The sequence below is a fragment of the Chloroflexus sp. genome (genome assembly GCF_034432675.1).
Taxonomy (GTDB): domain Bacteria; phylum Chloroflexota; class Chloroflexia; order Chloroflexales; family Chloroflexaceae; genus Chloroflexus.
On record NZ_DAOUBI010000075.1, the window covers coordinates 1 to 20274 of the forward strand.

General features: G+C 55.3%; 16 protein-coding genes. 10 read left to right on the top strand and 6 right to left on the bottom strand.

Annotated elements, in window-relative coordinates; genetic code table 11:
- Window positions 1-380 precede the first annotated feature (380 nt).
- On the bottom strand, window positions 381-1031 hold the full coding sequence (gene lexA, locus VAE55_RS06045) for a transcriptional repressor LexA (protein ID WP_416181172.1): 651 nt from the start codon (window positions 1029-1031) through the stop codon (window positions 381-383).
- 238 nt (window positions 1032-1269) lie between these two features.
- On the opposite strand from lexA, the gene VAE55_RS06050 reads away from it, so the two are divergent.
- The 8 genes from VAE55_RS06050 to VAE55_RS06085 all read left to right on the top strand — a co-directional run bounded on the left by VAE55_RS06050 (window position 1270) and on the right by VAE55_RS06085 (window position 9624).
- The gene (locus tag VAE55_RS06050; RefSeq protein ID WP_322814903.1) at window positions 1270-2685 is read left to right on the top strand and encodes a hypothetical protein; all 1416 of its coding nucleotides are present in this window, start codon (window positions 1270-1272) and stop codon (window positions 2683-2685) included.
- An 8-nt stretch (window positions 2686-2693) separates the two neighbouring features.
- On the top strand, window positions 2694-3107 hold the full coding sequence (gene acpS / locus VAE55_RS06055) for a holo-ACP synthase (protein WP_322814904.1): 414 nt from the start codon (window positions 2694-2696) through the stop codon (window positions 3105-3107).
- A gap of 3 nt (window positions 3108-3110) precedes the next feature.
- On the top strand, window positions 3111-4745 hold the full coding sequence (locus tag VAE55_RS06060) for an NAD(P)H-hydrate dehydratase (protein ID WP_322814905.1): 1635 nt from the start codon (window positions 3111-3113) through the stop codon (window positions 4743-4745).
- Window positions 4746-4780: 35 nt separating this feature from the next.
- Entirely contained in the window at window positions 4781-6085 is a 1305-nt protein-coding gene (locus VAE55_RS06065) for a pyrimidine-nucleoside phosphorylase (protein WP_322814906.1), read from the top strand.
- A gap of 29 nt (window positions 6086-6114) precedes the next feature.
- Window positions 6115-6495 (top strand): zinc ribbon domain-containing protein, encoded by a 381-nt coding sequence (locus VAE55_RS06070; RefSeq protein WP_322814907.1) that lies wholly within the window; start codon window positions 6115-6117, stop codon window positions 6493-6495.
- Window positions 6496-6661: 166 nt separating this feature from the next.
- Complete coding sequence (locus tag VAE55_RS06075) at window positions 6662-7834, top strand: ArsA family ATPase (RefSeq protein WP_322814908.1); 1173 nt, start codon at window positions 6662-6664, stop codon at window positions 7832-7834.
- A gap of 136 nt (window positions 7835-7970) precedes the next feature.
- A complete protein-coding gene (rpmG, locus tag VAE55_RS06080; RefSeq protein WP_012256375.1) occupies window positions 7971-8135 on the top strand; it encodes a 50S ribosomal protein L33 in 165 nt (54 codons plus the stop codon).
- Window positions 8136-8250: 115 nt separating this feature from the next.
- On the top strand, window positions 8251-9624 hold the full coding sequence (locus VAE55_RS06085; protein ID WP_322814909.1) for a DUF4129 domain-containing protein: 1374 nt from the start codon (window positions 8251-8253) through the stop codon (window positions 9622-9624).
- Window positions 9625-9928: 304 nt separating this feature from the next.
- Here the strand turns inward: VAE55_RS06085 and glmS are convergent, their stop codons facing one another.
- Together glmS and VAE55_RS06095 are read right to left on the bottom strand one after the other, a co-directional pair.
- Window positions 9929-11791 carry a glutamine--fructose-6-phosphate transaminase (isomerizing) gene (glmS, locus tag VAE55_RS06090; protein WP_322814910.1) on the bottom strand — a complete coding sequence of 621 codons (1863 nt, stop codon included), beginning with the start codon at window positions 11789-11791 and terminating at the stop codon, window positions 9929-9931.
- Window positions 11792-12267: 476 nt separating this feature from the next.
- A complete protein-coding gene (locus tag VAE55_RS06095; RefSeq protein ID WP_322814911.1) occupies window positions 12268-12831 on the bottom strand; it encodes a disulfide bond formation protein B in 564 nt (187 codons plus the stop codon).
- Window positions 12832-12974: 143 nt separating this feature from the next.
- Between VAE55_RS06095 and VAE55_RS06100 the strand changes: the two genes are divergently transcribed.
- Window positions 12975-15563, top strand: a complete 2589-nt coding sequence (locus VAE55_RS06100) for a GAF domain-containing protein (RefSeq protein WP_322814912.1) — start codon at window positions 12975-12977, stop codon at window positions 15561-15563.
- Between the two features lie 213 nt (window positions 15564-15776).
- Window positions 15777-17816 (top strand): VanW family protein, encoded by a 2040-nt coding sequence (locus VAE55_RS06105; RefSeq protein WP_322814913.1) that lies wholly within the window; start codon window positions 15777-15779, stop codon window positions 17814-17816.
- A 62-nt stretch (window positions 17817-17878) separates the two neighbouring features.
- Here the strand turns inward: VAE55_RS06105 and murI are convergent, their stop codons facing one another.
- The 3 genes from murI to VAE55_RS06120 are packed head-to-tail and all read right to left on the bottom strand — an operon-like array spanning window position 17879 to window position 20236.
- Window positions 17879-18667: a glutamate racemase gene (gene murI, locus VAE55_RS06110; RefSeq protein WP_322814914.1), complete on the bottom strand. Its 789-nt coding sequence runs from the start codon at window positions 18665-18667 to the stop codon at window positions 17879-17881.
- Window positions 18668-18700: 33 nt separating this feature from the next.
- Window positions 18701-19468, bottom strand: coding sequence for a gamma-glutamyl-gamma-aminobutyrate hydrolase family protein (locus tag VAE55_RS06115; protein WP_322814915.1), 768 nt, complete (start codon window positions 19466-19468; stop codon window positions 18701-18703).
- A gap of 15 nt (window positions 19469-19483) precedes the next feature.
- Window positions 19484-20236: a gamma-glutamyl-gamma-aminobutyrate hydrolase family protein gene (locus VAE55_RS06120; protein WP_322814916.1), complete on the bottom strand. Its 753-nt coding sequence runs from the start codon at window positions 20234-20236 to the stop codon at window positions 19484-19486.
- Between the last annotated feature and the right edge of the window lie 38 nt (window positions 20237-20274).

Sequence of the window (20274 nt, forward strand, 5' to 3'; positions counted from 1 at the left end):
CGCGTGCAACGTCGTTGACCCGGCTGGTCACGTGGAGGCCGGGTGTGCTCGTCACGAACATGGAATCGAGCGGCAGTGAAGAAGATACCTTCTCGTAGATATTTTTTGAAATAGGTTCTATTACGTATCGACTGGAAGCAAGGTTTACGCAGTCTCAACTACATTTACAACCCACATATGACAGCACGACCGAAAGAAAGAGCGAAGCGATGTCGTTCGCCCACTGAGCAATTGTACTCAGGAGAACAAAAAAGTTAAGGTGATGACAGGTATGCTCTGTAGGGCATCTCATACCTGTCATCACCCTCGTATCGATGTATCGCATTCCGGTCAAGCAACAGCGGTATTAGTTGATCTGCATATCAAACACTGGCAGCGTCCTACACCAGGCTGCGCAACACCCCGATCACCCGCCCCCGGATACGAACATTATCGGGCGAGGTATAGATGGGTTGCATCGTGGAGTTGGCCGGTTGCAGGCGGACGCGGCCATCTTCAAGGTAGAACTTCTTGAGCGTTACCGCATTTTCGTCAATCAACCAGGCCGCCACCATCTGCCCATTCTCGGCTGTCTCTTGCTGGCGGAGCAGGACAATGTCGCCGTCATCAATAAGCGCATCGATCATTGATTGCCCACGCACCTTCAATGCGTACACATTGTTCAATCGCTCTGGAGGTACAACATCGGCTGGAACAACCACTTGCTCTGCTCGATTGATGTCGATCTCTTCTGGATCGGGGAGCGGTGAACCGGCAGTAATCGTACCTAACAATGGCACCCGCCCAACATCATTTCTCAGGAGTGCGGGTACCATCCCCGGTAGGCTGATACCACGCGAGATTTTATCGTTACGTACAATCTTGCCGAGCTTCTCCAGAACATCTAAATTGTAGGAGACAACTGAAGTCGATGAGATGTGCAGATCGCGCTGGATGTCGCGGATTGACGGCGAAATACCACGCTCTTTGATGAAACGAACAATGTATTGATAGATTTCCGCCTGTCGATCAGACATCTCGTGCCTTCTCATGGCCGCTTTCCTTTCATTGGCCGCGACCTTGATGGGCTGCGGCGAAAAAATTAGAACTTATGTAGCAATTATAGCTAACGAACACTTGTTTTGTCAAGTACGTTTGTTCAAGTTTTCGTCTGCTACACGTGTCGCTATCAATCTGAGGAAGAGTATCCTGCCTATAGCCATTTCATCGTATCATTGGCAGGTTTGATTTCTGACAAGCGCGAGGTTGGCCTGGAGTATAATGGCAGCTATGAGAACATCAACGGTTGCAACACATGATCGATTGGTAGCGCAACGACGTACCTTACGCATTGCGTGGCTGACGCTTTTCGTCTTTTTTGGTTTGTTCCTCGCCCTGAGTTCGTGGGTGGTGTGGAATATCCGTCAGTGGTATCTGACGGTGACCGACGTACAGACCGCGATTCTGGTCGTGCGTGGTTCCGATGAAAGTATCGTCTGGCAGCCGGCCGGTCGTACCATTTTTCAGGGGGTGCGCGATCAGCAACCGCTGAGTGAGGGGGACGCGGTGCGTACCCTTCCCAATGCTGGCTACGGGCAGGTGGCCTCGTTACGTCTGTTCGAGGGTAGTCAACTTGATCTGTGGGCCGGCACCGAACTACGGCTGACAACGCTGCGCACCACCCGCTGGCATAGTGGTACGTTACAGGTTGCGCTTGAACAGACGAATGGGTACGTGCGCTACGATGTGCGCGGCGATCAACCGTTTCAAAATGTGTTCTTCACCGTTACTGTAGGCGATGCCCAGGTTAAATTATTACCCGGTGGGAGTTATAGCATTAATCTTTACCCACCCGAACGGCGGGTGATCCGGAGTGATGGTCGTCCGGCGTTGATAGCCGATGTTGCTGTGCGCAGCGGGAGTGCTATCGTTACCGGTGTGGTTGGTCAACCTGTACGCCTGGCCGCTGGACAGCGGATCGAAGTCGATCCGGCTGGCATCCCCGGTTTACCGATACCGGCACGCTGGGAGCTTATTCGCGATGGTGGTTTTTCCCGTTTTTCCGAGGTTGAGTATAACAATACCACGCGCACCGATGACCCGACACTGCCACGTTCAACCACCTGGCAGGTTTCAGGTACACCGAGTCTCCCCTTGCCTGAACGCGGTTTCTTCCGGTTGGCGCAAATCTGTCGCCCTCCTAACGATACGCTGGTTTGCCCAATCGAAGACTGGCGTACCGCAGCGTGGTTCTACCGGGTTGGTGGGCAGACCAAAGGCTTTGTCACCAGTATCCGCCAGCCGCTTGGTGTACAAGGGGCCGGGATTGATGTGTCCGAGTTTCGTTCCCTGGTCTTTTCACTGTGGGCGCGGGTGGATTATCAATCATTACCGGCAGCGGGTGATCGTGGCACTGAATGCCCGCTGATGATCCGCATTGTTGCCCGCCGCAGTAGTCCAGCCGATCCCGACGAGGAACGTGTAGTTTGTATCTACACGGCCACCAGTGATGATGCGTTGCGGGTGCGTGCCGATGGGGTTTTTTATCTGCGCATCGAACCATCAACCTGGACCCAATTCCGGGTTGATTTGCGCGATGAGAACTGGTTGCCCGATTATCGTTATCTGCGCAGTGTTGAGATTTACGCCAATGGCCATGATTATGACGCACGAGTGGCCGAGGTGTCACTGGTTGGAACGCAATAGGTTACCTTATGCTGTATCACGGGGTCGATCTGGTAGAGGTGGCACGTATCCGGCATGCAGTTGTGCGCTACGGTCAGCGGTTTGTGCAGCGCGTGTATACCGCGACCGAGCAGGTTGACTGCCTCGCCGGTTCGGCTGATGTTCGCTACGAAGCACTGGCGGCACGCTGGGCAGCAAAAGAGGCGTGTGCCAAAGCTCTGGGTATCGGGCTGCGCGGTCTTGGGGCACTGGCAGTCGCTGATCGCCCGCACGCCGGCTTTCACGAGATCGAAGTGGTACGTGACAACGATGGTCGTCCTGTCTTGCGTTTATCGGGGTTTGCCGCTGAGCAAGCCGCTGCGTTGGGAATTCGCGCTTTGGCGGTGAGTTTGTCGCATACCGATGAGCTGGCGCTGGCCAGTGTTGTGGCATGGGCGGGGTAGCTGATGTCTAAGGAGAAATTGCCATTTGTGGTAACTGCCGGTCAGATGCGGGCTGCGGAAGAGGCTGCGGTTGCGCGTGGTACGACCTGGGCGGCTTTAATGGAGCAGGCCGGTGCCGGTGTGGCCGACGCAGTTCTGCGCTACGCTGCACCGTTAGCCAATCGACAGGTATTGGTGTTGGTTGGCCCTGGCAACAATGGCGGTGATGCGTTGGTCGCTGCGCGTCATCTGGCCGATACCGGTGCGCTGGTCACGCTCTACGTGTGGCGCCGCAGTGGGGTTGATGCCAACCTGCAAGCCTGCCGTGAGCGAGCGATCCCTGAGCTATCCGCCGCAACCGATGGTGATGGTTCGCTCCTCGCGCAGGCGCTCCGTAAGGCTGTTTTGGTGCTTGATGGGTTTTTGGGAACCGGTGCCCGACCTCCGACTGCTGACCTGGTAACTATCATTCAAGCCGTGAATGCCGAACGTGCCCAGCGATCTGATCTGCGCGTGGTAGCTATCGATCTGCCCAGTGGTGTTGGTGCCGACGACGGTCAGGTGCCCACAGTAGCCATTCGCGCCGATCTGACCGTTGCGACCGGTTTGATCAAGCGTGGATTACTGCTCTGGCCCGGTCGTGGCTATGCAGGAGAGATTGTGGTCGCCCCCATCGGCCTGTCATCATTAGATGGAGTATTAACGATGAGCGAATTGTTAACTGCCAGCCAGGCACGTACATTGTTGCCACCCCGTCCGGCTGATGCTCATAAAGGTGTTTTCGGTAAAGTACTGGTGGTTGCCGGTTCGATCAATTACCCTGGTGCAGCCGTACTGGCCTGCGCCGGTGCCCAACGCTCCGGTGCCGGTCTGGTCACCCTTGCCACTGGCCGCACAGTCTTGTCGCTGGCTACGCTACCATCAGAGGTGACATTGTTACCGGTTGCCGAAGGTGACTGGGGCGCAATCGGCCCTGCCGCCGTCGATGATCTGGCCGAACATCTGCCGGGCTATCAGGCGCTGTTGCTTGGGCCGGGATTGGGTCAGGCCGAGGCAACCCGCAAACTGGTACTGCGCCTCTTTGGTCTCGATCACACGCGGATCCGGGCGCGTGTCGGCTTTGTTGCCGTCGGTGAACCACTCACCAATCAGCCCCAGCAAACGGTGGCTTTACCACCCACCGTGATCGATGCCGATGGCCTGAATATTCTTGCCACCGCCCCAGACTGGTTCGAGCGACTACCACCCGAACACTGTGTGCTTACCCCGCACCCCGGCGAAATGCGTCGTCTACTTGGCGTAAGTGAATTACCTGCTGATCGGGTTGCGACGGCGGCTGAAGCTGCGCAACGCTGGCGACAGACGGTTGTTCTGAAGGGCGCAACTACGGTCATTGCTGCCCCAGATGGCCGCACGCTGATGTATGACGGGGCGAATCCGGCCCTGGCGACAGCCGGTTCGGGTGATGTCTTGGCCGGTGTGATTGCCGGCTTCATTGCCCAGGGCTGTCTACCATTCGCTGCCGCGGCGCTGGGTGTCTACCTGCACGGTGCCGCCGGGGCCAGAGCGCGTATGGCCTTTGGAGATGCCGGCGTCGTTGCCGGTGATCTGTTGCCGCTGTTGCCATCAGTCATGCAAGAGTTGCGCACCGGCGGCTAAGCTGCCGGGCCAGGACGTAGAAAGGAATGCCTGCCATGCGTATGGTAGAAATTATTGCCGCGAAACGAGATGGCCGTGCATTGACCACCGAAGAGATTGAATGGGTCGTTGCGAACTATGCAGCCGGTGCGATTCCCGATTATCAGATGGCTGCCCTGGCGATGGCCATCGTGTTGCGCGGGATGGATGATCGCGAAACGGCTGATCTGACCATCGCCATGGCTGGCAGCGGCGATATGCTCGATCTCCACGATATTGCACCACTCACGGTTGACAAGCATTCAACCGGTGGTGTCGGTGACAAAACGACCCTGGTACTGGCACCCCTGGTCGCCGCCGTTGGCCTGCCGGTGGCAAAGATGAGTGGCAGGGGACTTGGTTTTAGCGGTGGCACGATTGATAAGCTGGAGAGCATTCGCGGCTTTCGCACCAATCTCAGTGCCGATGAGTTTCGGCGAGCAGTGCGTGAACTGGGGCTGGTGGTGGCTGCCCAAAGCGGCGATCTGGCACCGGCTGACAAAAAACTCTACGCCCTCCGCGATGTCACTGCCACCGTCGAGTCAATTCCACTGATCGCGGCCAGTGTGATGAGCAAGAAGCTGGCATCGGGTGCTGATTGTATCGTGCTCGATGTAAAATATGGACGTGGCGCTTTCATGCAGACACTCGCCGATGCCTGTCGCCTGGCCCAAACGATGGTGGCAATCGGTCGGCATGCAGGGCGTAGAGTTGCTGCGGTGCTGAGCAGTATGCAACAGCCGCTCGGTTTTGCGGTCGGTAATGCGCTGGAAGTGCGCGAAGCCATTGCAGCTTTGCGTGGTTCTGGGCCATCTGATCTGGTTGAGTTGTGCCTTGTGTTGGGGAGCGAATTGGTACGCATGGCCGGCCTGCGCAACGATAGTGATGCCGCACGTGCGTTGTTGAACGACGCATTGCAGTCGGGTGCAGCCTGGGAAAAGTTTCGGGCCATGGTCATCAATCAGGGTGGCGATCCAGATGTGATTGATCATCCCGAACGCCTGCCGGTCGCCCCCGTGCAGGTCGATCTCCCGGCGCCACGGGCCGGTTTTGTGACGGCGATTGATGGTCAGGCATTGGGGTTAGCGGTCAATGCGCTGGGTGGCGGACGTTCACGCAAAGAAGATACCATTGACCATGCGGTAGGCCTGGTCTTGCAGGCAAAAGTTGGTGATGCAGTGAAGGCTGGTGACCCACTGCTCACCATCCACGCGGCACGTGAAACTGATGTCGATCATGTTGCCGAACGGCTCCAGCTTGCCTATACTATCCATGATACGCCACCACCGCCAATACCTTTAGTTGAAGAGATTATTCGGTAAAACCGAGTGACCAGGAAATAGAGGTTGCTATGCCAATCTACGAGTATCTCTGTCCAGTATGTAACGGTCAGTTTCAAAAATTGGTACGTGGATTCAGTGATCCGCCCGGTCTGGCCTGTCCACGCTGCGGCAACACTGGGGTGCGTCGTGCAATCTCGCGCTTTGCGACCCTTAAATCAGAAGAAGATCGTCTTGAATCACTTGCCGATCCTTCGACATTCATGGGACTTGACGAAAGCGACCCCCGCTCGATTGCACGCTGGGCCAAGCGGCTGGGAAAGGAGCTGGGTGAGGATGCCGGCGAAGACTGGGACGAGATGGTCGATCAGATGCTCGAAGAAGAACTAAGCGACAAGAAAGACGATGAGAGCAGCTCAACCGGGAAGCCGGATGATTTAGGTTGGGCCTGATCAGGGTCGGGACGGTTCATCTACCAGTTGTAATTCGTCACGTTGCAAAACCCGTGCTACCTTTGAGGTAGCTTGCATAGGCTGATTGGTACACACACCGAATTTGCATAAAAGATAATTTAACGCTATCATAATACAAAATCGCTTCTACAACAAACGGTCGAGTATGCGCATTCTCTTCTACACCGGTAAGGGCGGCGTTGGCAAAACCAGTATTGCAGCGGCTAGTGCCCTCCGCTGCGCTCAGCTCGGTTATCGTACAATCGTGCTCTCGACCGATGCGGCCCACTCTTTGGGTGACTCGCTCGGTGTTGATCTGCGGGCAGAACCGCTTCAGGTTGCTCCCAATCTGTGGGCACAAGAGATCAATGCCTTGCACGAACTTGAATCGAGCTGGGGTACAGTTTCACGTTATCTGGCTGATCTGCTGGCCTGGCAAGGTGTCGAGACCATCGCCCAGGGCGAATTGTCGGTTATTCCCGGCACCGAAGAACTCTTCAGCTTGCTCCAGATCAAACGTCACTACGATGAGGGCAAGTACGACGTAATTGTTGTGGATGCGGCCCCTACCGGCGAGACATTGCGCCTGCTGTCGCTGCCGGATGTGATACGCTGGTGGATCGCTCGTCTCTTTCCGATAGCCCGTGCCCTGTTGCGCGTGGTACGACCGGTAGCGCGCCGGGTCACCGATATGCCAATTGCTGATGATGATGTGCTGGCCTCTGCTCAGCAAGCGATTGATGCCTTGATCGATGTGCGTCAATTGCTGACCAATCAGCAGATTTGCACCGCCCGCATCGTCATGAACCTCGAAAAGATGGTAATTCGGGAAGCGCAACGGTCGTTAACCTACCTCAGTCTGTTTGGCTACGTGGTCGATGCCATTATTGTAAACCGGATTTTACCCCCTGAGGTTGATGCTCACTTCGCGCAGTGGCGGGCAATGCAGCAGCAGTACGCGCCGATGGTTGAAGAGATGTTTGAGCCGCTGCCCATCCTGCGTGCCCCCCACTTTTCGCAAGAGATCATTGGCACCGAACTACTGTCGCGGTTGGCCGACCATCTCTTCGCCGACCGTGATCCGACAGCCTTCCTGTATCAAGGCCCAACCCAGCGTGTGGAGAAGACTGCTTACGGCTACGATTTGATTGTGCCCCTTCCCTTTGCTTCAGAAGATCAGGTGCATCTGGCCCAGAGCGATGATGAGCTGCTGATTTCAGTTGGCTGGCATCGCCATCGGATTGTCCTTCCACAATCACTGGCCCGTTTGCGGGCCCAGGATGCCTTCTTCGAGGACTCATCACTCCGTGTTGTCTTCCGGCGGGATGTGGCTGCCTGATGCGCACAACTACATTAATCCGAACATTACGGCTGTCGCTCAGGCATAGTTGCCCGCCTTCAGCCGATATGGTATACTAGCGCGTAGTGCGCCGATAGGCGCAATTTCGTGTGTAGTGTTGGGAAGAGGAATTGCCATGGCCAGCAAAAAGGGAAACCGCATCGTGATCAAGCTGAAGAGCACTGAGAGCGGTCACACCTATACCACCGAGAAGAACCGCCGCAACGATCCGAGCCGTCTCGAGTTGCGCAAGTACGATCCGATTGTTCGCCGCCACGTGCTCTATCGTGAGACGAAGTAAGTCAGGTAGCCGGGAGCGATATAACCGCTCCCGGTATTTTCTTTGCGCTGGTTGCGATCACTACGGTTTGCTGAAGTACGTCTTTTCCCACACCTGATCTGAAATCTGTTCTTTCATGACTCGCCTGTTCCGCACGATATTTCTGGCTGCGTTTGAAGCAACGGTTGTCGGGTTGCCGTTCTTGGCACTGACGACCATTGCCTTGTCGTGGCTGGGGCTATTCAGCGCCGTCGTGCTGGGGCGGGTGGCTGATGAGGTCGGGGGTCGTCTGCGCTGGCCGTTTAATCGCTCGCTGCTCGTGCTGGCGCCAATAGTCGCAGCAGCCTGGCTGAGTTGGTTGACGTTCGGCCTCGATCCGCTTACATTGCTCGCAGTGTTGCCTCCCGGCCAACCCCAAAGTGGCCCGCTCTACCTGGCAGTGCTGGTTGTATTCTTTCTGGTCTGGCGTGGTGTGCGACTCGCTGACCACGACAGTGCTACTATTTTGACCCTGGCTGGACGTGGCGTGATCGGTGCGGTACTGGCACTCATCCTCGGTCCACTGTTGCGGGCAGGCGAAGCGGTTAGTAATGATCTGCTGCTAGTCTACATCGTTGTCTTCGTGGGTAGTGGTCTTGCTGCGCTGGCGCTGACCCACGTTGTTGAGATGACATCCGATCAGGTTCAGTCACTGGATGCAAGGTGGAGTCTTCTGCTTTTGGGCGTAATCGGTGCCGTGCTCGCTCTTGGTATCAGTTTAGCCGCTCTCCTGAGCGGTGATCTGGCCCTTGAGGGAATGATCGCACTTTTGCAACTGCTCCTCTTGCCGTTTGCGCTCATCGGTGCCGCACTTGTCTATCTCATTACCGTTGTCTTTGGTGATGTGATACGTGCGCTCCTGGGGGTATTAGGCCGGGCACTGGCTCAGATGAATCTCCGTCCAGAGCCACCACCAACACCCGATACGGCAGTGGTTGATGATACTGCTGCAGAGACAGTTGTCGCCATTGCCCAACAGGCAACCTTCCTGCTGGCACTGATCCCCCTGATAGCATTGATCATCATTATCGTGCTTTGGCGACGACGGCACCGTCGTTCGGTGACCGATGAAGAACGTCAGTCGCTTGACATCGGGCAGAGTTTAATTGCCGACCTCCGCGATCTGTTTGGTTCATTCCGGCGTCCCTTCCGGCGACACTTGCACGGCTTGCAAGCCGCACTGGCTGCCTTGCGAGGAGCGGACGCGGTATCGCGTGTGCGGCGAGCGTATATTCAGGCACTGCTCGCCCTGGAAGCTCAGGGTTGGCGACGCCCACCAGATCAGACACCGTCCGAATGGTGCACACACGTCTCATCGGTGCTGCCCGACCAGCAGACATTTATCGATCTGACCGCGACGTATGAACGGGCACGCTATCGACCAGATGGGGTTGACACCGATGAAGCTGATGCCGCCGAGCGTTCGTTACAGGGACTGCGTACATCACTATCATCACAGCGTTCACAATAACTGTACCTGCTGCGACGTAGCATCAGCGTCGGTATGGTTCTTCAGTATTCTGAGCAGTGATGCGATCCCGGAATGCCAGCCCACGAGGCTGGCGTGATGTCGGATGAGTGCACCGTTTCGCCCTGGGAGCGCAAGCCGCTGGTTCGCATCAGAATGCATTCCTCTTCCGATGCTCTCACCCGCCAAACCGTCCGTGTCTGCGCTGTATGGAGTGTGGCGGCACGGCTTCCGCACGCTGCAACCCGGAAGCACATCGTGCAGCGTGCGGAAGGAGTGTTATCTGGCAACGTGCTCTCGATAACGCCTACTCCACAGTCACACTCTTGGCCAGATTACGCGGCTGATCGACATCACACCCGCGCAACACGGCAACGTGATAGGCAAAGATTTGCAACGGTATCACATTCAACACCGGTTGGAGTAGTGGTAATGTCGCCGGTACTCCGATGAAATGATTCGCCTTTGCTGCCAACAACTCATCACCCTCGTGACCAATTGCGATCACCTGGCCGTGACGCGCACGCACCTGTTCGACGTTACTGACCATCTTTTCGTAGATGTGGTCGCGGGTAGCAAGACAGACAACCGGCATGCCCTCATCGATCAAGGCAATTGGTCCGTGCTTCATTTCACCTGCCGGGTAGCCTTCGGCGTGAATGTAGCTGATCTCTTTGAGCTTGAGTGCACCTTCGAGCGCGATTGGGTAGTTGATTTGACGACCCAGGAAGAGGGCATTACTAACCCGATAGTAGCGCTCGGCCAACTCGATACATACAGGAGTAACCTGCTCGATCACTTGCGCTGCTTTCCCCGGCAATTCCACCAGTGCCTGAATGTGTTCTCGAATCTGGGTCGGCGTCAATGTCCCGTGTGCCTGCGCCAGACGTAGTGCAAACAGGTAGCCTGCAATCAGCATCGAGGTAAAGGCTTTTGTTGAAGCGACTCCAATTTCTGGCCCGGCGTGCAAATAGATCGGTCCACCATCGGCCAGCCGAGCGGCCTGACTACCGATGGCATTAACAATCGCTACACTGGGAACCCTCTGCGTGCGTGCCTCTTCCATGCCGGCCAGCGTATCGACTGTCTCACCGCTTTGCGTGAAGGTAAGAATCAGCGCATCACGCTCACCATTGCTCTGCAATATCGGCTGGCGATAGCGGAACTCGCTGGCATAGTCGACTTCAACCCGCACCCGTGCCAGATTCTCGATCATAAACTTTGCCACCAACGCGGCGTGCCACGCCGTACCGCACGCGATAGCGTAGATACGACGGACCCGACGTAGGTCCTGATCGTCGAGGCGGAGATCTTCGAGCGTGATCAGACCACGCTCCTGATCGATCCGTCCGCGCAACACATCCATGAGCGCCCGTGGTTGTTCATCGATCTCTTTGTGCATAAAGTGGCGATAATCACCTTTCGCTGCCGCAACGGGGTCCCAGGCAATACTGTGTACTGTGCGCGTAACCGTTGTACCATCGAGCCGGGTAATCGTTACCTCGTCACGCCGGACAACGGCGATGTCATGGTCTTCCAGAAAGATCAGATTGCGTGTGTAATCGAGGATTGCCGGAATATCGGAAGCGATAAACTGTTCGTTGTCGCCAAGCCCAATCGCGATGCCACCAGCGTTGCCCAGGCGTGCTGCAACCAGCGTGTCCGGCTCGTGAATACAAAAGGCGACAACCGCATTGCCACCGCGTAGTTCCTGCAACGCCTGACGTGTGGCCGCGACCAGATCACGCTGCTCGTGATAGTAATGTCCGATCAGCTTCGCAATCACTTCAGTATCGGTTTGCGACTCAAACTGGTACCCCAATTCGATCAGACGCCCTTTCAGGTTTAGATAATTCTCAACAATCCCATTCTGAATCACCACAATCGTGCCACTGGCATCACAGTGGGGGTGAGTATTTTGCTCGGTGACGCCACCATGCGTGGCCCAGCGCGTATGACCAATGCCGACCCGGCCACGCGGTGGATCGGCCTGCACCCGTTGTTGCAAATTGATGAGCTTGCCAACACTGCGACGCAACTGCAACCCGGCATCTGGATCGTAGACAGCGATCCCCGCCGAATCGTAACCCCGATATTCCAATCGTTGAAGGCCATTCAGCACAACGTCGGTCGCCTCACGTCCACCAATATAGCCCACAATGCCACACATAGCAGAAACTCCTTCATAGGAAAGAAAGCAAAGCAATCCATAGCAGCCCATGACAGCCGCCGCCTGCGACAGAGCGCAGCAGCCAGACCTGCTACCATGAGCAGCATCCATAGCGAATATTCACGTCATCAGTGGGGGAATGGATAGTGGTGGGTCACTACAGACAACGTTGCCCTCACCGTCACCGGCAGGTATTGGTTTGTCTGTTATCGGTGGTGCCCTACACCGGGGAGGCTTCCGCTGATCTCTCGATGTTCCGGGTTGTTCAGACCCGTTAGCTCCGGCTCGCGCCGGGAACCTCCCTCCTCGTCAACTTCGCTCCTCGCGAAGTCCATGCGCTTCAAAGCAGATTGTCGGTCGTTGTTCCCTCCTGGCCGTGCCCCCGCACAGCCCTTACCATACTGATCATAGTGCCCGGAGTATACCATACTCCGGGCCACTTGCTAATGACAGTTTACTTATATAATCGCTAACAATCAGATCATCACACCGAGACCGATGAAAGCGAGACTGGTTGCCAGGACGATGGCCGTGGCGATCATGCGCGCCATCCGACCGTGTGCCGGTGCAGTTTCGGCCAGGGCCAGATTTGCCATCATCACACTGATAATGATGAAAGCAACCAGTGCCAGAAATGGAATCTTGACAAAACTCAGCACCCCCGGAATGTTGATGTAGTCAAACGCACAGGGTACCGCGCCGGCACAGGGCGCGGGTGGAATAATCAGCATCACCATAAGATAGTGGTAAAGCGCGACCGCAATGCCGGTGAGCGAGAGGGGTAACACGTACAGATAGACCTTACGATCATCGCGCCAGATGCCAATGAAGAGGAGAACTGTCAGCGGATACATCAAAATGCGCTGATACCAGCACAGCTCACAGGGAATCCAGCCCAGCACTTCACTGAAAAAGAGACTACCACCGGTAGCTAGCATTGCTGCCAGCAAGGCAATATGCCGACACGTCAACGTCAGCCAGTCGAGCAGACTGGTCGGTGATGTTGTGGCAGTTAATTCCATTGATTGCGCACGATCCATCGTTATGCTCCGCGCTATGTAGTTTTTGCTCACTAGCGGTATTGTATCACGAGCAGCAGTTGCTTGAAGTCATAATTAAAAAAGCGTATACTATACTTATTTCGTGGCGGGCGAGTTGCTATGCATGAAAGTGTAGTCAACTGATGGCAAAACGTTGGACTGTGACCCAAACCCGTTTGCTCGCCGACGTCGGCGCCTTACTCGTCTCATTAGATGGCATTGAGGCGCTTCAACAGGTTGCCCGCCACATAATACCACTGTTAGGTGATTTATGTGCTATCGTTATCCGCGATGAACGGCAGCAGGTACGACGAGTTGCTCTGGCTTGTGCCGATACTCGCTTCCAGCCCCTCGTCGAACATCTTATTCAACACTCTCTGTTGATTGATTCCCATTCGATACCGGCTCGTGTCCTGGATAGCAGTCAACCACTCTTGCTTACCGATCTGTCCGACGAATACTACGACGATCCGGCATTTTCCCCATTGTACCGCGATATTATGCGCCAAATCCAGCCACGTCATATCCTTGGTGTGCCGATGCGAGGTCATGATACGACCTGTGGGGCGTTGGTTTTGACCATAACCGATTCTTCATCGCGACGCTTTACTACCAATGACATTGACCTGATCTGTGAACTGGCCCGGCGCATCGCGATAGCAGTCGAGAATATTCTGTTGTATCGTTCCACTCGACGCCGTTTAGAGCAACTACTGATGGTACAGCGGGTAGCCGCCCTAATTAATTCAACCTTGCAAACCGATCTGATTTGTCAGCTGGTTGTGCAACAGTTGCACGATGTCTTCGGCTATCAGCTCGTCAGCATATATCTGCTCCAGAACGGCGCGTTACACTTACAGGCGGTCGTTGGCTATGATCGGCTCTTACCGGTTATTCAGTTGCACGAAGGGGTTGCCGGGCGGGTCGTGCGCAATGGGAGAGCTGAATTCGTGCGTGATGCGCAGCACGATCCCGATTTTCTAGAAGTGATGCCCGATACAAAGCAGTGCATTGCGGTGCCGTTGCGCTACGAAACAGCCGAACCGGTTGGGGCCATTATCGTCGAGTCACAGGGTAATCCGGCGCTAGACGATGAGGATTTCTTTTTACTTTCACTGTTAGCCGATCAGATTGGGATCGCATTCTTCAACTCGTTGTTGTTCGAGCGCCTACGCGATACGAACGAGCGCTTTCGCCTTCTGATCGAGCTGGCCGGTAATCTTGTGATCTGCCTCGATCCCGATCTCCGCATCACCGAATTTAACCGTATGGCAGCCCAAGTGCTGGCTCGTGCCCGCGAGGATGTAATTGGTCGCCCGTTTGCCACGACTCTGTTGAGTGAGGCTGAACATCCCCTCTTCGCTGCCCTGGTACGCGAAGTTATTACCGGTCAGGGGGATCGTTCGTTTGAAACCTCGTTTTGGGTAGATGGGCGAAAATGCTATGCCTTGTGGACAGTGACCTGTCGGCGACAAACGAATGGTACCATCGGAGAATTATTACTGGTTGGTCAGGATTTAACCGATCAGCGGGAAAAGACCTGGGCGTTGGTGCGTGATGAGCAGCGCCTTCAGGCGCTCGAACGCTTTGAGAGTATAGCAATCATGGCCGGCGGAATTGCGCACGATTTCAACAATCTGCTCAGCATGGTCCTCGCGCATGCCAATGCGTTACAAACAATCTATCCGATGGGAAACCCTGCCGATCAGCATATTCACCATCTCATCGAGGCTGCCCATCAGGCCAGTGATTTGGTCCGCGAATTACTATCGTTTGCCACCGGTCGACAGACGGCGCTACAACCGGTTGATCTCAATCATCTCATTCAGGAAACTATCTCTTTACTACAATCCTCACTTGGCCCTCATGTGCACATTCGCATTGGGTTAGAACCGAGTCTCCCTGCTGTGCTGGCGGATCCGGTACATATACGGCAGGTATTGATGAATCTGGTGACCAATGCCGCTGAGGCGTTGCCAGATCAGAGGGGTGAGATTTGTGTCCAAACCGGTCTGTGTGTGGTGACAGCCAGAATGCAGAGTTGGTTGATACGACAGCACCATTTGCTGCCCGGTCAGTATGCTATCCTGGAGGTTCGTGATAATGGGGTGGGTATCGATCCTGCCATTCGTCAGCGTATATTTGAGCCGTTTTTTACTACTAAACCGCATGGCCATGGTTTAGGTTTAGCCGGCGTTCTGCATATTGTGCAGCGGTACGGTGGCGGCCTGGAGGTGGATAGTCAACCGGGTCAGGGGAGTACCTTTACCGTCTGGATACCGGTGATGTCATCCATAACGACTGAAATGTTACCTGTTCCATCACCAACAAGCGCTGAATCGTACATTCTCGTCATTGACGATAACCCTGAAGTACGGGTACTCATCGAACGCATCCTGGTTCGTGCCGGTTATCGCGTGCTGATATTCCACAATGGTAATGACGCAATTCGGGCTATCGCTGATCATCCTGTAGCCTGTGCCCTGATAGATATGACACTTGCTGATATGCATGGCTATGAGGTCTGTCGCCGTATTGCAGCAATGCATCCGCATATTCCGCTGGCCCTGGTCAGTGGTTATGCGGTGCAGGCAGAGAATCTGGTGGACGTGCCGGTAATGGCTACGTTGCAAAAACCCTTTCGCGCCAGTGAATTACTGGCGTTGGTGCGCAGGTTGCTGGAGAATACTGTTCACAAAGAAACACCCCCCTCTCACCCAATGGACACATAGTTATCACGCCGCGCACGTTTCAGCTCGCACGAGCTTCCGGGTGCGGGTTTAATTTTCAGCTACCGATGGTTATGCCGCTGAAGCTCTGTCGACGTTCACATTGGTATAACTGCCAAAAGCAAGCAATTTGTCAGCTTTGTTTTATTGACATCCCCCATTGACAAGAGTATATTAGGTTGTCAGACAAATTTACAGGTGGTAAGGAGGGTTTTGGTGTCGGTTCAGCATTCGCAGCCTTTCAATCCAACTCACGAGCGCACCGACGGTGAGGTGTTTTCACCATCATTGCCGGGTGCTGCCGACTGGCCGGATCAAGAGGTTCATCCCCCGGCAGTGCAGCAAGGTACAGGCCGGCGTACCCAACGCAGGGTGTCCCGTGGATGGTGGTGGTTGCTGTTAGTTGTATTGTCTGGCTTAGCGATTATTGGTACAGGCATGGTGTTCCTTGATCGCTCGTATGCCGGACGGATTCTTCCCAATGTGACGGTGCGCGGCGTTGCGGTTGGAAGTATGACCCGTGAGGAAGCACGTGCGGCGATTGAGGCCAGCTTTGCGCCTTTTCTGGCTCAGCCGGTTGTGCTAACCTACAGTGGTCGTTCCTGGACACCAACGCTTGCTGAGCTGGGTGTAGCACTTGAAATAGACGAGGCACTCGATGCAGCGCTGGCGGTAGGGCGGAGTGCGAACCTCTTTACCGATCTCCAGCAGATAAGTGCGGTCTGGCAATATGGGATTGATATTCCCTTGCGCCTCTCTATCGATCAAGATGCGATGCAACGCTACCTGCTAGCCAGGGTGGCAGAAGTCGAACAACCGGCACGTGATGCCCATCTGATGTTACACGGCACGACGGTGGAGGTAACACCGAGTGCGGTGGGGCGTCAGGTGCTTGTGGCTGAGACATTACAAGAGATATTGTCTGCAATTCAGGATTTGAATCCTGATACAGTCGCATTGCGTACTCGTGCCCTTGAGCCATCACTTCGTGATGATGCAGCATTCCTCGCCCAGGATCAGATCGCAGCTCTCCTGGCAGGTCCGGTGACACTGCTGGTTGATAATCGTCCGTTTGTCTGGTCGCTCGATGAACTGGCGCGGATGATTCGGGTTGAGCGGATTTCCGATCCGGCGGGCGACCGGCTGGCGGTGAGCGTTGATCGTAATATGGTGATGGAAAAGTTGATCGCGCTCGGCGACTCAACCGAAGTCAAGGGTACCTATCCACGCCTCAACTGGAACGAAGGGAAGTTAGAAATTTTTCAACCGGGCAAGCCAGGTAAACGAATCGACGAAGTGCAGTCGCTGAATGCGGTGCTCGAAGCATTGAACAAACCGGCGGATCAACGCACGGTAACGGTAAACTTCCGCGAGATACCGTCACCGGTCACGGCTGACAACCTTGATCAGTTGGGCATCACGACTCTGCTTGGGGTTGGTCGTAGCGATTTCACCGGTTCGGCAGCCTATCGCGTGACCAATATCCAGGCCGGCATGCGGTTGTTGCACGGTATCCTCATTGCACCCGGTGAAGAGTTTTCATTCAATCAGACGATTGGTCGCATCGATAGCTCAAATGGCTTTGTTGAAGGTTATGCCATCATTCAGAATCGTACTCAGTTAGAGTGGGGTGGTGGGATTTGCCAGGATAGCACAACTGTCTTTCGTGCTGCATTCTGGGCCGGTTTGCCGATTACCGAGCGTTGGGGGCATTCATTTTATATTAGCTGGTACGACCGCTATGGGTTTGGGCCATACGGTGATGGTCCCGGTATGGATGCTACTATCTTCACCGGTGGCCCTGACCTGAAGTTTCTCAACGACACCGGTGGTTGGATTTTGATGCAGACGATGGTTGATACGCGGCGGAATCTGGCCGAAGTGAGGCTCTACGGTCCTGAGACCGGACGGAAGGTGCTGTTAGAAGGGCCGGTGATCACCAATCGTACACCGCCGCCAACCGAGCCAGTCTACGTTGCGGTTCCTGATCGCCCGGTAGGCCAGCCACGGCAGAGCGATACAGCACGTGGTGGGATGGATATTCTTTTCACGCGCATTGTCCTTGGACCTGACGGTAAAGAGATCGAGCGTCGTGAGTTTGTGACACGCTTCAAGCCCTGGCCGGATATTTTCGAGTACAACCCCGCCGATCTCGGCCCTGATGGCAAACCATTGCCGACGCCGACACCGCCACCGGCAGAACCGATACCGGTGGAACAGCTGCCGGTCGAACCGCCGACAGATGCGACAGGGTAAAGTGTGTGGGGCAGGCTTCTAGCCTGCCCCAGTTTATTCCTTTACACGTTTACCAATAATAATTATTCGTGTACTACAACCGCTGAGTCAATTTGTACTCCCGTTAGCGGTAGCGGAGCACCCCAAACATTGTACAGAGCCGGTGCTACGAGTTGTGGATTGCCTGTTGTGGCACAACGGATGGTACCGCTACCGGTGGGTACATTGATCTGTCGGGTAATCCGCTCGGTCTGAGCGGCAACTGCGGGGCCGGTATCGATAACAGTCACGTGCGATCCGGCACATGTCGCTATCAATGGCTTGAGTGGGGGAAAGTGTGTGCATCCCAACACGATCACATCAACCTCTGGCACCGTCGCCAGATGCTGCTCAATCAGGTGGCGGGTTTGATCACTCTGCAATTCACCGGCTTCAACCTGTGCCACGAGATCGGGACATGCCAGAGGATAAACTTCAACCCCAGCCGCATAAGCCTGCACGAGTGAACGAAAACGATCACTGGCGAGTGTGCCGCTGGTTGCCAGAACTGCGACTTTTCCGTTTCGGGTCGCAGCCACTGCCGGCTTGACCCCCGGCTCCATGCCGACCACCGGTACCGGTAGCTCACGTCGGAGCAGCTCAATGGCTGCTGCCGTTGCCGTATTACAGGCTACCACGACAATGCGGGCGCCTTGATCGACCAGCCAGCGCCCACACGCCAGCGCCCGGTCGCGAATTTCTGATAATGGACGTGGGCCATACGGACAGTAGGCACTATCGGCCAGGTAGAGCAGATCGGTGTCGGGCAATCGTTCGTGAATAGCACACATAACCGATAGCCCGCCTAATCCTGAATCGAAGATGCCAATCATACCAGGAGATGATACTGTAGGTGATTATTCACGTCAGGAAGCCTGATGCGCATTCATCGCTCGTTCACGGCACGTGTTGACGAAATCGGCAAACAGTGCCTGCCAGCGTGGTTCACTGCTATCCCAAAGATGTTCCGGATGGCATTGTACGCCCAGCAAGTAGTGGTCATCGAGCGCTTCAAATGCCTCGATAATACCATCAGGTGCGCTGGCAACCGCACGCAGACCAGGAGCGAGCTGCTTGATCGCTTGATGGTGCATGGTGTTGCAGCCGATGTCGGTCGTGTGCAGAACGGTAGCCAGTCGCGAGTCGGCGAGAATGTGTAAGGAATGGGTCAGTTCTGTCCAGGCTCTGGTACGGGTATTCGCTCGATGATCGATGGTTGTGGCAAGCTGCGAAGGTATGTCCTGGTAGAGTGATCCACCTAGGGCCACGTTAATTACTTGCAACCCACGACAAATGCCCAGCAACGGTTTACGTTCGGCATGTACCCAACGTGCCAGAGTAATCTCGACCGCATCACGCTGGCGATCTACCGTACCGAGCTTCGGATGGGGCGGCTCGTCATAATAGGCCGGATCAACATCATCACCACCGGGGAGCAAGATGCCGTCGCACTGCTCGTACAATCGCCGCACTGCACTCATATCATCGGTCAGATAGATGATAATGGGGATGCCGCCAGCCGCTTCGATGGCCCGCAGATAGGTTGGACGCACCGCCTGCAATTCGCGACTATCGGCGCTGGTACCGCTATGCATAGTCGTAATACCGATAAGCGGACGATGCTGATTGTTCATACAGCCTCACGGTGATCAGGCAGCACGACTCTGCCGGTGGGTATCGCTACAACTTTGGACAAATGCCGCAAAAAGACCTTGCCAGCGTGGATCAACCGTAGCCTGGAGTGCTTCAGGATGACACTGTACGCCAACAATAAAGTGCTGGCTATCACCCTCCAGAGCTTCAATCACCCCATCCGGTGCCCAGGCAACGGCACGCAAGCCAGAAGCAACCCGCCGCACCGCTTGATGATGCAGCGAATTGATCATCAGGTTCGTTGTTCCCAGTGCCTGTGCCAATCGAGAGTCGGCGGCTATCGTGATCGAATGGGCCATGTATGTCCAGTCTTCACGCGCATACGAGAGGTTATGGTCGATGGTCGTATCAAGTTGTGAAGGAATGTCCTGGTAAAGTGAACCGCCGAGGGCTACATTAATCAACTGCACACCCCGACAGATACCGAGCAGAGGTTTACCATCGGCAGCCGCCCAGCGTGCCAGCCGTAATTCCATCAGATCACGCGGGGGATCAATCGTGCCAAGGCGCTCGTGAGGTTGATCACCATAATGATTCGGTGAAATATCGCCACCGCCGGCGAGGAGCAATCCATCCAGGCGGTCGTAGATCGTCCGTAGTGTTGCACTATCGAGGAGTGGTGGGATCAAGATCGGCGCTCCACCTGCCTGCAACACGGCGTCAACATAAGTTTGGCGATGTCCATAAGATGGCGGGCACCAGTCGCGATCACGGAAGGTGCCGCATGATATTCCAATCAGAGGCGTCATTTGTGCTTCCTCCGTAGTGAGGTTATGTCGATGTTATG

What these genes read in the sequence shown, in the direction of transcription:
- lexA (WP_416181172.1), bottom strand. Translation starts at nt 1,031, where the DNA reads ATGAGAAGGCACGAGATGTCTGATCGACAGGCGGAAATCTATCAATAC.
- VAE55_RS06050 (WP_322814903.1), top strand. Translation starts at nt 1,270, where the DNA reads ATGAGAACATCAACGGTTGCAACACATGATCGATTGGTAGCGCAACGA.
- acpS (WP_322814904.1), top strand. Translation starts at nt 2,694, where the DNA reads ATGCTGTATCACGGGGTCGATCTGGTAGAGGTGGCACGTATCCGGCAT.
- VAE55_RS06060 (WP_322814905.1), top strand. Translation starts at nt 3,111, where the DNA reads ATGTCTAAGGAGAAATTGCCATTTGTGGTAACTGCCGGTCAGATGCGG.
- VAE55_RS06065 (WP_322814906.1), top strand. Translation starts at nt 4,781, where the DNA reads ATGCGTATGGTAGAAATTATTGCCGCGAAACGAGATGGCCGTGCATTG.
- VAE55_RS06070 (WP_322814907.1), top strand. Translation starts at nt 6,115, where the DNA reads ATGCCAATCTACGAGTATCTCTGTCCAGTATGTAACGGTCAGTTTCAA.
- VAE55_RS06075 (WP_322814908.1), top strand. Translation starts at nt 6,662, where the DNA reads ATGCGCATTCTCTTCTACACCGGTAAGGGCGGCGTTGGCAAAACCAGT.
- rpmG (WP_012256375.1), top strand. Translation starts at nt 7,971, where the DNA reads ATGGCCAGCAAAAAGGGAAACCGCATCGTGATCAAGCTGAAGAGCACT.
- VAE55_RS06085 (WP_322814909.1), top strand. Translation starts at nt 8,251, where the DNA reads ATGACTCGCCTGTTCCGCACGATATTTCTGGCTGCGTTTGAAGCAACG.
- glmS (WP_322814910.1), bottom strand. Translation starts at nt 11,791, where the DNA reads ATGTGTGGCATTGTGGGCTATATTGGTGGACGTGAGGCGACCGACGTT.
- VAE55_RS06095 (WP_322814911.1), bottom strand. Translation starts at nt 12,831, where the DNA reads ATGGATCGTGCGCAATCAATGGAATTAACTGCCACAACATCACCGACC.
- VAE55_RS06100 (WP_322814912.1), top strand. Translation starts at nt 12,975, where the DNA reads ATGGCAAAACGTTGGACTGTGACCCAAACCCGTTTGCTCGCCGACGTC.
- murI (WP_322814914.1), bottom strand. Translation starts at nt 18,667, where the DNA reads ATGATTGGCATCTTCGATTCAGGATTAGGCGGGCTATCGGTTATGTGT.
- VAE55_RS06115 (WP_322814915.1), bottom strand. Translation starts at nt 19,468, where the DNA reads ATGAACAATCAGCATCGTCCGCTTATCGGTATTACGACTATGCATAGC.
- VAE55_RS06120 (WP_322814916.1), bottom strand. Translation starts at nt 20,236, where the DNA reads ATGACGCCTCTGATTGGAATATCATGCGGCACCTTCCGTGATCGCGAC.